Annotated in this window: 14 protein-coding genes; 4 read left to right on the top strand and 10 right to left on the bottom strand. The window is 70.6% G+C overall.

All coding sequences use genetic code 11. The annotated features are described in order from the left end of the window. Positions 1-853: 853 nt before the first annotated feature. Positions 854-1,015, top strand: a complete 162-nt coding sequence (locus ACZOOI_RS43840; protein ID WP_465282400.1) for a hypothetical protein — start codon at positions 854-856, stop codon at positions 1,013-1,015. Here ACZOOI_RS43840 and ACZOOI_RS43835 read toward each other — a convergent pair. Then, the gene (locus ACZOOI_RS43835; RefSeq protein ID WP_465284168.1) at positions 1,012-1,437 is read right to left on the bottom strand and encodes a DUF8189 domain-containing protein; all 426 of its coding nucleotides are present in this window, start codon (positions 1,435-1,437) and stop codon (positions 1,012-1,014) included. The genes ACZOOI_RS43840 and ACZOOI_RS43835 overlap by 4 nt on opposite strands. A 227-nt stretch (positions 1,438-1,664) precedes the next feature. Next, positions 1,665-2,030, bottom strand: a complete 366-nt coding sequence (locus ACZOOI_RS43830) for a hypothetical protein (RefSeq protein WP_465282399.1) — start codon at positions 2,028-2,030, stop codon at positions 1,665-1,667. Between the two features lie 120 nt (positions 2,031-2,150). Here ACZOOI_RS43830 and ACZOOI_RS43825 point away from each other — a divergent pair, with 120 nt between their 5' ends. Together ACZOOI_RS43825 and ACZOOI_RS43820 are read left to right on the top strand one after the other, a co-directional pair. Beyond that, positions 2,151-2,396, top strand: a complete 246-nt coding sequence (locus ACZOOI_RS43825; protein WP_465282398.1) for a hypothetical protein — start codon at positions 2,151-2,153, stop codon at positions 2,394-2,396. 163 nt (positions 2,397-2,559) lie between these two features. After that, the gene (locus ACZOOI_RS43820) at positions 2,560-2,853 is read left to right on the top strand and encodes a hypothetical protein (protein ID WP_465282397.1); all 294 of its coding nucleotides are present in this window, start codon (positions 2,560-2,562) and stop codon (positions 2,851-2,853) included. Positions 2,854-3,135: 282 nt separating this feature from the next. Here ACZOOI_RS43820 and ACZOOI_RS43815 read toward each other — a convergent pair whose 3' ends face one another. Continuing rightward, positions 3,136-3,486, bottom strand: coding sequence for a hypothetical protein (locus ACZOOI_RS43815; RefSeq protein ID WP_465282396.1), 351 nt, complete (start codon positions 3,484-3,486; stop codon positions 3,136-3,138). A gap of 183 nt (positions 3,487-3,669) precedes the next feature. Then, positions 3,670-4,224 carry a hypothetical protein gene (locus tag ACZOOI_RS43810; RefSeq protein WP_465282395.1) on the bottom strand — a complete coding sequence of 185 codons (555 nt, stop codon included), beginning with the start codon at positions 4,222-4,224 and terminating at the stop codon, positions 3,670-3,672. Between the two features lie 152 nt (positions 4,225-4,376). On the opposite strand from ACZOOI_RS43810, the gene ACZOOI_RS43805 reads away from it, so the two are divergent. After that, positions 4,377-4,976 (top strand): AbiTii domain-containing protein, encoded by a 600-nt coding sequence (locus ACZOOI_RS43805; RefSeq protein ID WP_465282394.1) that lies wholly within the window; start codon positions 4,377-4,379, stop codon positions 4,974-4,976. A gap of 1,209 nt (positions 4,977-6,185) precedes the next feature. Here the strand turns inward: ACZOOI_RS43805 and ACZOOI_RS43800 are convergent. The 6 genes from ACZOOI_RS43800 to ACZOOI_RS43775 all read right to left on the bottom strand — a co-directional run bounded on the left by ACZOOI_RS43800 (position 6,186) and on the right by ACZOOI_RS43775 (position 13,453). After that, positions 6,186-6,479, bottom strand: a complete 294-nt coding sequence (locus ACZOOI_RS43800; protein WP_465282393.1) for a hypothetical protein — start codon at positions 6,477-6,479, stop codon at positions 6,186-6,188. Positions 6,480-6,627: 148 nt separating this feature from the next. After that, positions 6,628-7,260, bottom strand: a complete 633-nt coding sequence (locus ACZOOI_RS43795) for a LysE family transporter (protein WP_465282392.1) — start codon at positions 7,258-7,260, stop codon at positions 6,628-6,630. A 454-nt stretch (positions 7,261-7,714) separates the two neighbouring features. Further along, complete coding sequence (locus tag ACZOOI_RS43790) at positions 7,715-8,260, bottom strand: MOSC domain-containing protein (protein ID WP_465282391.1); 546 nt, start codon at positions 8,258-8,260, stop codon at positions 7,715-7,717. A 1,190-nt stretch (positions 8,261-9,450) separates the two neighbouring features. Next, entirely contained in the window at positions 9,451-10,986 is a 1,536-nt protein-coding gene (locus tag ACZOOI_RS43785; protein ID WP_465282390.1) for a serine hydrolase domain-containing protein, read from the bottom strand. Between the two features lie 1,434 nt (positions 10,987-12,420). After that, on the bottom strand, positions 12,421-13,152 hold the full coding sequence (locus tag ACZOOI_RS43780) for an SH3 domain-containing protein (RefSeq protein WP_465282389.1): 732 nt from the start codon (positions 13,150-13,152) through the stop codon (positions 12,421-12,423). 109 nt (positions 13,153-13,261) lie between these two features. Beyond that, positions 13,262-13,453, bottom strand: coding sequence for a hypothetical protein (locus ACZOOI_RS43775; RefSeq protein ID WP_465282388.1), 192 nt, complete (start codon positions 13,451-13,453; stop codon positions 13,262-13,264). Between the last annotated feature and the right edge of the window lie 210 nt (positions 13,454-13,663).

Raw genomic sequence — 13,663 nt, 5'->3', positions numbered from 1 at the left:
CGGGCCCCGCGCACCCGGGCGATAGACACATCCACCTATCCGCGACCACGCGAAACCCTGTGACCAGCACAAACACGATCCGGGCCTTTAGACGGAGAAGGTATGTGCAACACACCCGCGTGTTCTCACCACAACTACGACACCCCCAGGCCAAACCCCTCACGGCCCTCACCCGGACGGCCACAAAACATTCTCATCCAACCTGCAACACCCCAACCCACACCACCACCCACACACCAACCAACCACCCCCCAGGCTCACCCGACCACGCGTGCGTGGTCGGGGCCGCGACCGTTCCCCGCGTGGCGGCCGCCGCTGCGGCGGCGGCCGTCCGGCACGTCGGTGATGGACGAGCCACCGCACGAACCCGGTGCCGGTGACGACGACGGGTGCGCGAGGCCGGTTCGGGGAAGCCGTCGCCCGCTTCGACATGGGCACGGCGGGTGTCGCGGGGCGGTCGGTGTCACGGGCGGGTCACCGTCGGCCCGAGTGCGCTCCGCGGCGGGAGCCGCGGTCGGACGATGGGGGAATGACGGCGAAGACACAGGCGTGAATCGGCGGTGTGGTGGCGGGTACGGCGCTGGTCGGGCTGGCGGCGTATCTCGCCGTGGTCGGGCTGGTATGAGGCGGACAAGTGGGCCAGCGTGCTCGGGCTGTTCGTGGCGTTGGTCGGACTGGCGGTGTCGGTGGTCGGTGTGCGTCGCGAACGCTCCGGGTCGGTTGGGCAGTCGGTCGCGGGGAGCACGATCGGCGGTGGTGCAGCGCAGGTCTCCGACACCGGCGGGAACGTGCGGATCACCCGCCGCAGCACCGTGCCGGTCGTTCCGCTCCCGGTCCCGCCCGGGGTGCCGCAGTGGCCACGCACGCCGCCCGGGTCCTCGATCACCCTTCCGACATCGCCCTGATCAACGGGGACGACTCAACCGTCACCCTCATCGTGCTGTGCGACGTCTCCATCGCAGTGGAGACGTCGCAGTCACCCAGGCCGCCGGGCCGCCTGATGGACGAGTCCTAACAGGCGCCCCAAGCGGTCCAGCCGGAGCTGGTGAGGTACGTGCACCAGTACTGGTTGTCTCCACCGACTACCTGAATGGCCCCGTTCAGCAGACCCCAGACCCCGTTCTTGACGTCATGGCTCGAGCCAAGCGTCCCCCAGACGGACCAGGAACCGCCCGCGCTGAACTGGTACGCGTGCCACACCCTCCCGTCTGTTCCGACCACGAATCGCTCGAGACGATGATCGTTGTCCCATTCGATTTCGAGCTTATTGGTCCCACATACATATGTGGCGTCCGTAGGTCCACCCGCGCCGCCGGACCAGATACAGGCGCTCAGGGTTGACGGAGTGGCTGCGGAGTTGGTGGTCGTGGTGGAGGCGACGGTGAAGCGAGCCGAGGACTCGGATGCCTGTGCGGGAGAAGCCGGGGCCAGAAACATCGTGAGCGCAAGCGCCAACGATGCGAGCCCACCGAATATCTTCATGCGGTCTTCCTCTCGATGTGAAGATTTCCGTCTTGCCAACCAATGATGTCGTTGGAGGCTCCTGGGGTACACCATGGATTCTCGGGAATTTCCGGGAGGAAGGACACGTTTGACCAGACCGTCAGCCCATTAAACATGCATTTCAGAGAGTTTTTCTCATTCGTATCAGGCAAATATTTCTTTCATATCCCGATATAGATCCTGAAATCTCCAATGATTCGAATTCCCCGCACCGGGCTGGACACCCGAACCCCCTCGCGATCTGCGGCCGGGACTGGGCCGCGTACGTCGACGAGGTCGAACACGCCGACGTGCGCGCTCCCGGCGAACACCACTTCGCACTCCATCTCTCGGCCGACCAGCCATCCCAGCGCCTCGCGCGGTTCGGCCAGGCGCAGTTGCGTGGTGATGTCCTCGACGGTTTCGTGCGGGACGTCGGCCGGAAGGGAGGAGAGAGTCGTGTGGGCGCCGGCCCGGTCCGGGAGGTCGCCGCAGTCGCACTCTCCGAAGTGGTAGACGTGTTCGAAGTCGGAAGCGACCGCGCACAATCGGATCAACCGTCGAGCAACAGGGGTGCGCTGGCGAAGCGGTCGAGTTCGGTGAGGAGTTCGGCCCCGGCTCGCCCGATCGCGTCGCGTACGCCCGGGTCGTCGGGTCGGAATCGTTTGATGCCGAACCGGATGTGGGCCGCGCTGGTCGTGGTGGCCGGATACGTGTCGGTACCGCCGGCCGGCAACGACTACCTCGAACTGCTGCCGGTGCGATGGCCGGCCGCCGGCGAACGCGGGATCCGTATCGACCACCGCACCTACGACTGCAACCTGTTGGGGAAGTGGGAGATCCACCACAATCCCCACGACGGCCGCCAGGTATGGGTGCGCCTGCCCGAGCGTGGGCTCACCGAGGTGCCGTAGATCCACCGCGACCACGCCCGCCGCATGGGAGCCGCCGAGCCGGTTCGCGCGCGTGCTGGCCGAGGCGGCCGGGCCCAAGCCCCGGGGTCGGGACGGAATCGCGCCGCCGGGGTGGCCCCGGGGTGTCCGCCCGCCCGGCGTGCCGGGGTGGGAGGAGACGGCCGTGGCGTGGCTGTTCGACCTGTGCCCGCCCGGCTACCGCACCCACGACGTGTTGCGGAAGCACCCGTTGATCCTGGCCCGGATGGCACGACAGCACGTGTCGGCCGCGCTCGCCGCGGCGCGGCACGGGTACGGCACCGCGCGGGCCGAGATCGGCCCGACGCTCCCGGCCGCCGAGGTCGACGCGATGCTGCGCGTCTACGAGCACGAGGGATCGCGCGCCGCCGCGACCGAGCACGCGGTCCGCTTGGTGGAGGAAGCCCTCGGCGGGGAGCGGTGGGAACCGCGCCTGTGATGGCGTGGGTTGCCTACCGTGTTGCCTTTCGTATTGCCTACCGTGTTGCGATTCCTGTTGCCCACCGTGTTGCGTTTCGTGTTGCCTACGCATCCGGCAGGACGGGACCGTTTCCCCTGGTCGAAGCCACCGGCCGCCTGGGATCGGACGCGGACTTCTTCCCTGGGGCACCCCTCGGCCGTGGGTCGTCCCGCTCGAACACCGCCCGCGGCCGGTGGCGCCCCGCCCGGTCGGTCGGGCACCGATGGCCGGTACGACCCGTACCGCACCGGACGCGGCGGATCAGCGGGCGGTTTCCCCGCTCGCCGCGCGTACCGCTCTCGCCAGCTCGTTCGGGCCGGCCGGCTTCGGTACCCCGTCCTCCGGGTCGGTGCCCACGATCCACCGGCCCTCGGCAACCTCGGCCGCGACCCCCTCGGCCGCCCGCGCCACGGTGGCCGTGTCGTCGCTGCTGCCGTGCGATCCGATGCCGTGCCATTCCCCCGGATCCCACACCACCAGCACCTCCCCCAGGTGCACCGCGCACCCGAGTGCGGAGTCCTCGGCCCCGCCGCACGCGGCCACCCACCCCAGCAGCAGTTCGCCCGTGTCGTCGGTCGGCCCGTCGCAGGGGTGCGCCGACCGCACACCCAACGGGCACCGCTCCCCACCGCCGCCGTGCGGTTCGTCGTGCTCCTGGTCCTCGAGCGAGAAACCGCAGGGCGGCGCGGTCGTTGGCCCGAGACGGGGGGTCTACCGCGAGTCGAGTCGAAAGAACACCAACCACTCGATGACCGGCGCCTACCAGTCTCGACCGCCCACTAACGACGGCGCCGCTCAGGCGTATCGGCCGTCGCCGCTCGACGCGCCCTCGGCCGCGTTGACGATGCCCAGGGCGAACGCCCGGCGCATGTCGTCGAGGGCACTGCCTCCGACGGCCGCGACGCTCTTCCACGCCCGCACGCGGGCGGCGATGCCGAACGCGACGCGGGCGAGTTCGTGGTCCGCGGTCGCGTCTCCGGTACGCAGGGCCCGGCGCCACGGTCCTTTGGCGGTCCGTGCCAGGGCCTCCAACCGGTGGAGCAGCTCGCGTCGTTCGGGCGAGGTGACGAAGTTCGGCGGTGTCTGCACGAGGGTGGTATTCGATGCCGTCGCGCTCGCGAGCCAGGTGCCGCCCGGCGGCGGCTGGAGGGTCGGTAGGACGAGTCGCTCCAACAGGGGGGCGATGTCCAGGAAGTCCAGGAGCAGCATCGCGCACCGGACGGCGTCCTTCGATTGTCGCGGCGCCAGCAGGTTCACCACCGGGTGGATCGGGTCGTGGTCTGGGAGGGTCTGATCGGCTCGGCGAACGACGAGTCCGACGACGGTGACCAGGAAGGCGGCGGGTGTCACCTGGCAGGTGATGATCGCGACAGTGCCGACCCGGGTGATGCGATGGGTCCTCGATCCGCCCCGCCGCCACGGCGACCGCCGCCACCTCCCGCCGATGCCGGCGCCACCCCGGCGCCCGCGAGTGTCACCATGAGGACGGAGAATGTCTCCACATGAAGATGAACCGGCAAGACCCGACCGTACCGACACACAAAGTCCCGGGCGAGTCTCCTTCGCTCGCGTCCCTGCTTCGTCGGTACGTCACCCTGGGGAACGACGCGGACTTCGCGCCGTTGCGGACGTGGGCCCGGCGCGAGTTGCGGGGATACGAGGACGCGGCCCTGGACGAACTGCCCGCCTACCGCCTCGTCGAGACGCCACCCAAAGGGCTCGAGGTCGACGCCGAGGGGAGCGGCTGGAAGACCAGGGGGGAGCGCGTCGACGACTACGGGTTGCCCGAAGCGTCTCGCGCCTGGGTGCCGGAACGGGTCCCGTTGCGACACGGGGTCGATGAGATCGAGCGTCTGATCGCCGCCCGTACGCGCTTCGACCACTTCATCGCCGTGTCTCACCCACGCGCGGAGGAGATCGCCCTGCTGCTCACCAAGAAGGTGCGGCCATTGAGGCCACCGGGTAGCGGTTTCACCGTCACCGCCGTGTACTGGTCGGTTCCGTACTCGGCCCTGAGTGGCCTGCTGGACCGGATCCGCGACCAACTGTCACAACTTGTCGCGGAGACGGGAGCCGTCATGCCCGACGGGCAACAGGTGTGAGGTGCGGGAAATCCGTCACCGACCGATACGGCTTCATGTCACCGCACGTTCGGGAAAACGTCACCGCGATCAACCCCTCCGCCTGGCGGAGAACACCCCACCACCCACCGACACGCGAAACCGGATGTGCCGAAGCACGGTGGTTGTCACCCGACGCAGAACGCCACGGACCCGTCGAGCCGCACAGGAACTCCACCCAAGCGGCACACACCCACGTACCCACGATCCTGGTGCAACAAGCCTGACTTGGTGACGACGCCGACGGCGGCAGGCGCGGCGACGACGTCGGGCGCGGCCGGTGCAGTGGCGGTCGCGGCGGTGGGCGCGGCCGGCGTCCCCGCGGTGGGTGGGGTCGCGGGTGCGGCCGGGCCGGGCACCACCGAGGTTTCCGAGGCCGGGATCGTGACCGCCGGCGGAACGAAACAGCGGCGGAGGCGACTTCGGCCGTAGGCGCCAGCGGCGGCGCGGCGCCGGTGGCCGACGCCTGCGGCGGTTGCGGCTGCTGTGGGGGGCGTGGTGGTGGGAGCGACCGCAGCAGCGGCGGGAGGAGGAACGGCGACGGGCTCGACCGGGACTTCGACTGGGACGAAAGGCCGCCCGGTCGACGGCACGGCGGCGTAGCCGGCCGGAACGGCGGGCGATGGCCCGGTCGGAGGCACCGGTGGGGCGGTGGAGGGGCCGTTCGGGGTGAAGCCGGCGGCCGGGACCGGCGCGCCGGTCGCGGTCGCGGGGACCAGTGCGGCGACGTGGGCGCTGTGTCGGCGCAGGCTCTGGGCCGGCCTCGGACGGCGAGGCGAGATGAGGTCGCCGAGCTTCTTGCGGCCGTCGGCGATCCCGTGGGCATCCGCACCGGCCCTGTCCCAACCCAGCGCGGCGGCATGGGCGGGGGTCGTCAGAAGGGCGCGGTCGGCGTCACGGGTCCGCGCCGTCGACGGCGCGGAGGGGCGGGCGTCGGTACATCACGTACAGGTTGCCGTCGTGGGAGACGGCGGTGGATTCGTCCAGTGGCCGGGCCGCAACCTGCGCGGTGATCTGGATGTCGTCCCAGGCGTCGCCGTCGAGGATGCCGGCGCACAGGGTGCCGTCGGTGTTGCGGCGGAAAAGCCACAGGCGGCCCCGGTGTTCGACCAGGGTCGGGCCGTGGGTGGTCTCCCAGGTGGGGTGGGTACCCAGATTCGTCCGCTGGAGGGCGTCGGTCGAATTGCTGAGCTACACCTTGCCCAATCCCACAGGCCGCCACAGTCGGCCGCCGTGGAAGGCCATGATCGCGGGGCGGCCCACCACCCACCCGATGTTGCCCTGGGCCCATGAACGCCGGCCGGCGGCTTCGCGGAACGAGTGATACACGCACCCGTTTTGACCGATGCACACCACCCATCGGCCGTCGGGAAGGGACATCACGACGGGGGCCAGGCGGGTATCGCTGCCCGTGTCGATCGTGGACGGCAGCCACGTCGCCCCGTCGAGGGCGCACGTGCGCACGTGGTCGCTCTTGTTGGTCAAGGTGCAAACCAGGTTGCCGAAGTCCACGCACCGGGCGGGGGGGTGATGCCTGTTGAGGACGCGCGGGCCCTTCGGTTCGGGCGCGCGCCACACACCGTCCTCCGCCCGGTGATCGATTTCCTCGGCCTTGACACACAACGAGACCCGGTCAGGGCGCCGAGATGAGCAGGTGCGCAGCGAGTGCGGCGATCAGGACGCTGGAAGCCATGGCGGTGACGAGTCGGCCCCGACTGCCGGTCAACGTTCGGCCGAGCAGTGCTCCCCCGCCGGCGAGAAGTAGCTGCCAGCTGGCGGAAGCCGCGAAGGCCGCGAGCACGAACACAGCCTGTTCCAAGCCGTCCGGAGCCGCCGTGCCCTGGCTGCCGAGCACGAGTGCCGCGAAGTAGATCACGGTCATGGGGTTCATCACTGTGATCCCCAGCAGCCCCAGATAGGCGCGTACGGGGCTGAGGACAACCTCGCCGGTCCGGGGTGTCGCCCCTCGAGTGAGGTATTGGTTGATCGCCGTGACGCCACTCCAGGCCGCCAGTGCGATGAGCACCGAGGCCGAGACCCACCGCAGGGGAACCATGACCGGTTCGATCACGGGGACGAGCGCGGAGCCTCCGAGCGCGGCGATCAGCGCATAGAGACCGTCGGCGGTTGCCACGCCCAGCGCGGCACAAATGCCGACCTTCAAAGACGTCCGGGCCGTCAGAGCCACCAGATATGTCGCCACAGCTCCCACGGGCACGGCGATGCCGTAGCCGGCGAGGAGCCCCGCGACCAGGGCGGCGATCACGAGTGCGGAAGCGTCGGCCTTCGCAGTCGGCCGGGCTGCTGCTGGACTCGCACCGATCGAACGGTGGAGGGCAGCGGCAGAAGGGCGACAGTCGTAGTCATGGGCTGATCTTGGGGGCGCTGCGGCTGCCGGGACAACTCATTATCGAGAGTGACATCGTCGAGAGTGGTCCGCATCGCCGTCGCGGCCGCTGCCACTGCCGCTGCCGCCCGAGATCACCCGCACGACATGTCCACGACGCCTTCGCCATCGGGATCGTGACGTGGTACCGGGCAATGGCGGTGTAGTCGGGACGGTTGTCGACGTCGTCGAAGTCGCGGAAACCGTGCGGGTCCAGTGTCCCGAACGCACGGCACCGGGACGAGGTTCGAGCGCGTCCAGCGGTTGCCTCGTCACCGCACGCGAGTGTCCATGCCCTCGGTGGCACGGACGCGTCGAAACAGGCACCCGGTGGTCAGACCCGTTCCAGCGGGTGGTGGGGAAGGGGCGGGAGTTCGATCCGGATGGGGTCGTCGGGGTGGACGGCCCCTCCACGGCGGACCACGGCCATGACGCCGCACTTGAAGGTGAACTCGCCGGACACCGGGTCGATGGTGAAGACCTCACCGAGCAGGCCCTTGCGGAAGTCGTTGATCTTCGCGCACGGGTTGCGCAGTCCCGTGACCTCGAGCACCGCGTGCTCTCCGAGGTGCAGCAGAGCGCCGGTGGGCAGGCCCAGCAGGTCCACCCCGCGCGTGGTGATGTTCTCGCCGAGTTGACCCGCGCAGACCTCGAAGTCCTTGAGCGCGAGTTCCTCGAAGAGTTCCTCGTGGATCAGGTGGACCTGGCGCAGGTTCGGCAAGTCGGGCTCGTAGGTCATGCGGAACTGGTGGCGGATCGTCTCACCCGCGTGGACGTCTCCCTCCACTCCGAGCCCCGTCAGCAGCGTGATGGAATCACGGTTGGGCTTGCCGAACGAGTAGACCTCGTTGCGACTCACCGCGGCGACCCGACCAGTCATCACACCTTCCACCCCTCGTTGTTCCGCCTCCCGTCGATCCTAAGGGGCGGTACGGTCGGCCCGCCGAACCCCCGGCAGACGAACGGGGCTCACCGGCGATCGGCGTTGGTCGCAACGGCGAGCCCCCGCGATGGAGCGGTTGTCGATACGCGTACGCGCCCTCTTCCCACGGCCGAGACGCGCGGCACGGGCGCGCTACGGCCCTGGTTCCCACACGCAGGGAGAACGCACACCGTGACCTTCGCATCCGAACCTCGCCCGCCCACGCCACCACCGACGACGAGGTCGGCACGTCTCGAACCCGCCCGACGCACCGGGCAATTCGAGGCCCGGGCGCCCCCACCCGGGCCGCCCGTGACGACGCCTTGCTTGTGTCGGTCGGATGGAGACAGCCGTCCTTATCGAGTCGGCCTGGGTCTCGATCTCGATCTCCGGTGTGCACCCGGCCGCCCGCATACCGGCAGCGGTTTGTTCCGGGCGCCGCCGGTACGCGCCGGCGGCGGCGTCCGAACTGATCCACATCTCCCCGACGGCGTCGGACTTGCCGTGGCGGCGGCGCGCGGCCTTTTCCGGCTGGTTGACCTCGATCACCTCGACGCCTTCGGCGCGCAGATGGCGGGGCCAGGGCGGCTCCGTAGGAGCCGGTGCACTCCACTCCGGATCTGCGAAGCGCTGGGAACGACCTTGCCCAGGAAAGGAGTTGGCGGTGCCCCTCGGCCGTCGCCGGGATGCTGCGGCCGTCCGGGTCGGCACCCGGCACCGTGACCACTCACTGCGGCAGCGTGGACATCTTTGTGGGTGTCCACTCCAAGCAGGATGTCCTCCTCGGTGTCGGTCGGGAGGTGGGACGGGGCTGCGGTCCCCGTAATGCCGGGCACGGTCGTCTGTCTCCTGATCGCCTCGGGAGCCGGTGGCCGTCGCCGGACTGGGGCCGGGGCTGGGGCCGTCGCCGGGCCGGGGCCGGGGCCGGTCAAGACTGTGACGGTGCCTGTCGCGAAGGCCCTTACCGGGACGCCTCCCCTCCCCGCCGGCACCAAGTACCGCTCCGAGCAGGTGGCCGACAGATCAAACCTCGGCCGCCCTGTGCGCCACCGGCTCCTCGGCGGGCTCCGGATACCGCCGCCGGCGTCCCCGCGACCACCACCGGTGTCGTGCCCCGAACGGTCGTCCGGAATCCGGAACGCGCGGCGTCAGGAGGTCTGTGGCAGCACCCGGTCGCTCTGGCACACGTAACGCGTGCCGTCCAGGGTGAAGCACTTGAGCGGCTCCCAGTCGCGAACGCCGGGCAAGCGGTGGACGTAGAGGTCCCGACCGGCGGGGTGGAGCTCGAACTCGCTGGGAGTGCCTCCCGTGAAGGTCCGGCGCAGGAACAGCGCACCGCCGCGTTCGAGGATCTCTTCGAGCACCCCCACGCGTTGGTAACGGCCCAGATAGCCTCCCGCGTCGTGCGGTGGCCTGGTGCCGTCGGGGGTGTGCGGCGGGCGGGGCGCGACGCCGGCGAGGTCGGTGAAGATCTCCCGGTACAGGTCGTGGTAGAGCGCCTGGGCGTCGCCTCCGTTGGTGAGCAGAACGACCGCGAGACGGGCGTCGGGCAGTACACGAAGGTAGGACGACTGACCCTGGGTTCTGCCGTCGTGGCCGTACACCGCCCGACCGTCCCAGTCCCAACGGGCCCACCCCAGGCCGCGGGTTTCGCCGTTGTCCGGGGTGTTGGGCGTGGCCGTCTGGAACGAGCGCATCTCCTCGGCGGCGCGCGCCGACAGCAGCCGGGTGCCGTCGGGCCCGAGGCCGTCGCTCAGGTGCAGGCGGACGAAGGTGAGCACGTCGCCGACGCTGGAGCACACGATGCCGGCCGGGCCCGAGGAGCGGGGCATCCACGTGGGGTCCACGCGCGGCCGCCCGTCCGGTCCCGAGGTGTGACCGGCGGCGGCGCGATGCGCGAGCACGTCCTCCGGCAGCGTGTGGCTGCGGGTCAGGCCCAGCGGCCTGATCACGCGTTCGCGCAGCGCGGTGTCCCAGGTCGTGCCGATGCGGCGTTCGATCAGCCGGCCGGTGAGGATCAGGCCGAGGTTGCAGTACGAGTACGCGCGGCCCAGCGGGTGGACCGCCGGAACGTCCTTGAGCAGGGCGGTGAACCGCTCCAGGCAGTCGTCGCCGCGTCCGGTGTCGGGGAGCACGTCACCATCGATCCCGCTGGTGTGCGCGAGCAGGTGACGCAGCGTCAGGCGCCTGGTCCGGTCGGGGTCGGGCAGTCGCAGCTCGGGCAGGTAGCGTACGACCGGGGTGTCGAGGTCGATGGCGCCCTCGTCCACCAGGCGCATGGCGAGTGTGGCGGTCCAAACCTTGGTGATGGAGCCGATCTGCCAGAGCGTGTCGGGCGTGGCCTCGATACGGTCGTCGGCGTTGGCCAGACCGGTGGCGACCTTGACGACCCGGTCGCCGGCCAGAATGCCCAACGAGGCGCCGGGGACCTCGTGTCGGGCGGCCAGCGTGGCAAGCCTGGAGCGCCAGTGCCGGGCCGTGGACGTGTCGCCCGCAGGGTCCGCCTCGGCCGATGGTGCCTCGCTCGCGTGCGCGGCCGGCGCGATGCCGACGACCGCCGTTCCGGCCGTGCCCGCCACCGCGGCGGCGGCCAGCGAACCGCGCAGCACGGTACGCCGGGTGGGTGTGCTTCGGGTGCTGTCGGCGGCTTCCGCCGAGGAAGGGATCCGGGGAGGGTGGGTCACGACTCTGCCTCTCGATCGATGTCGGTCGTGCAGGCGGGGAAGCGACCGGACCGTGCGCGCCCGAAGACGCCGACGACCGTCCTGCCGTCGCCCCGGGAACACGGCGTCCACACGCGACGCGTCCCGGCGACGTCGCGCCCCGGGTGCGGGCGCGTCACTCCCCCCGTTCGACGAGAGTAGGAAGCGGGGTCTCGAGCGGCATCGTTCTCACGTGGGAGGACTCGGATACCTCTCCGGTTCCCCTTACGCCCACCGCCGGTCGCGCGAACCCAGGACGAAGATCAGCCGTCCGGGGGGTTCGGACGTCTGCGTCGGTGTGGTGCGTGACCTCGCGCTCGGCGCCGAGCCCACGACGACCACCGGGTGAACCGACGACGTGGTGCTTCGACACAGGGCGCCGAGCGGCCACGGTGACGTCCGGGACCGCCCGGGACCGCCCGGAACCGTCCGGGACCGGCCGGATCCGCACCGGACGACCCGACCGACCGTGGGCGGATCCCGCTGATCGACGCGGGGGCGACGGCACGGATCGAGGGCCCCGACCATCGGCACTGCCTCAACGTGGCCCGCGCGCACCTGACGACCGAGGGGCGGCTCTTGTGCTGCCGGGGCGCACGCACACACATGCACGCTTCCGGCATGCTGCTCCGGTTTTCGAACTGCCGGGCGGCGTCCGTATCGGAGCGAAGCCCACGGCGAACGACCCTGAGCGGCACGCGTGTTCGGTAGTGAGCCGGCCGACACCCCCGCGCGTCCGCCGCATCCGCTACCGCATCTCCCGCCCCGCGAAGGCGCGGAAGTCGCGCGGCGGACGGCCGGTGGTCCTGGATGCCCCAGCCACACCCGGGAGATGATCACCAAGGGAAGACCTCAGGCGCCGAACGCCAGGCTGCCGTTCGGCGCGGTGGTGCGGTGGTGCGGTGGTGAACCTTTCCCGATCCGGGACGGCCACGGGTCGCGGCGGCCGCCGCACTCGTGGAAGGGTCGGCGCCCAGTGCGCGAGGAAAGTGGCAGGTGCAGCGGCCGTGCCCTCGGCGTCGGTCTCGGAAAGGCGGGTCGTCGGCGAAACCCTCGGAGCCGCCCGGGGATTGGGGCACGTGGGGACGGGGTGGAACAGCCGCCGACGATCCCTCCGAGCAGGCACAGCAACTCGCAGCAAGGCTGACCGCAGGCGACCCCCGCGCCATCGCCCGACTCCGGGGCGATACGCGGGACGCCGCCGAACAATACGGCTACCCCCTGGCCACCGGACCACCTGTAGTCCCACGAACCGCAGACCGCCGCGACATCGGCCCCCTGGCACCCACCGCCCACGTGGCGACAGCCACGCGAACAGGCCCGCTACCGACCTCACCGAGAAGACCTCGCGAGCCGCCCTCGCGCCGGACCGACGAGGAGGACGTCACGGGCACCGACGACGCGAACACCTCTTCGTCACAGCGCAGTTGCGACGCCGGGTCCGTCCGGATCGGATGGCCGTGCGCTCTCCGACATCAACAACACCATCTGCCCGACTCGCAGAACGCAGCAGGCCATGATCGCCGCCATGCGGCGGTCCCGAGCCGTGTCCGCTGCGCGCAGGACGGCGGCGGACTCGCTGCGGGTGGCGGCCGGCCTCGCGGACGCGTGGCTGGGGCGGCCGTCGACGCGGATCCGCGGCAGGAAAACGACGCCCGGCCGCCGGACGGGGAGGGCACCGTGGTGAACAGGGTGACGTCCTGGTCGACCAGTCCCAGGTCGCGCGGGTTCGAGTGACGTGCGGGTTGAAGTGCCGTGCGGGTTCAAGTGCCGGCCTCCGGAAGGCGTTCGGCGTGTGGTCACGGCCTGAACCAAGCCGCGTTCGCGACCGCCGATCAGCGAACATACTTGGTCAGCACCCCCCTTGACGCCCGATGCCTGGTGCTTGACGTAGTACCACTCGCCGGCCTCGGCGTTGCCGTCCCGGTACACCACGCCCTGGCAGTAGACGGTGACCTTCGCGCCCTTCCGCAGCACCCGCAGGCTCGGGTTCCAGGTGCCCTTTGCCTTGCGCAGGCTGACGTTGTTGCTCGTGATCTTGGCGGTGCGATCCCGGTAATCCCGGTAGCACGCCGGGTGGCTCGCGGCGGAGGCGGACGGCGCGAGCGCGACGCCCACGCCCGCGAAGAGCGACACCGACACCAGCACTGCGGCGGCGTTCCGGCCTGGCTCGCTCACTGACAGCGGCGAACGACAAAGCCTTACTGCGACAGGGAGTTCGTGCGCGCACCCGAGAACGATCCATCCGGGTCGGCGATCAAGTGCGACCTTCGTGGTACTCGACTCGGCGCAGGATCGCCGAGGCGGGCATCCGGTCGGCTCGAACCGCGTGGAACCCCGCGGCCTCGTAGGCGTCGCGGTCCTGGGCATCGTCGTCGACGACCATGGCCACGCCCCGGCCCCGCGCGAGTTTGCGCAGCAGTTTCGGGTTTCGCGACGCGGGCCGCACGACGGCCCCGATCGGCGCGCATCGACAGCCGACCGGAGGGCGGGCCGTGCCGTCCCAGCCGAGCCACGGTGTCGCGGCGGCAGCGCTCCGGGCGGCCGGTGACGGACACCACCTCGTGTGCTTCGGTCTCGCGGACCGATTGTTCGGCTGTGGGCCGCGCTGTTCGAGCACGTGCGGGTTCGGGACGACGCGGTCGGCCGAATCGGCTGG

It is taken from the genome of Embleya sp. L77, assembly GCF_055557415.1.
The sequence above is the reverse complement of the archived record's forward strand: the minus strand, read 5'-3'. Positions and strand labels throughout refer to the sequence as shown.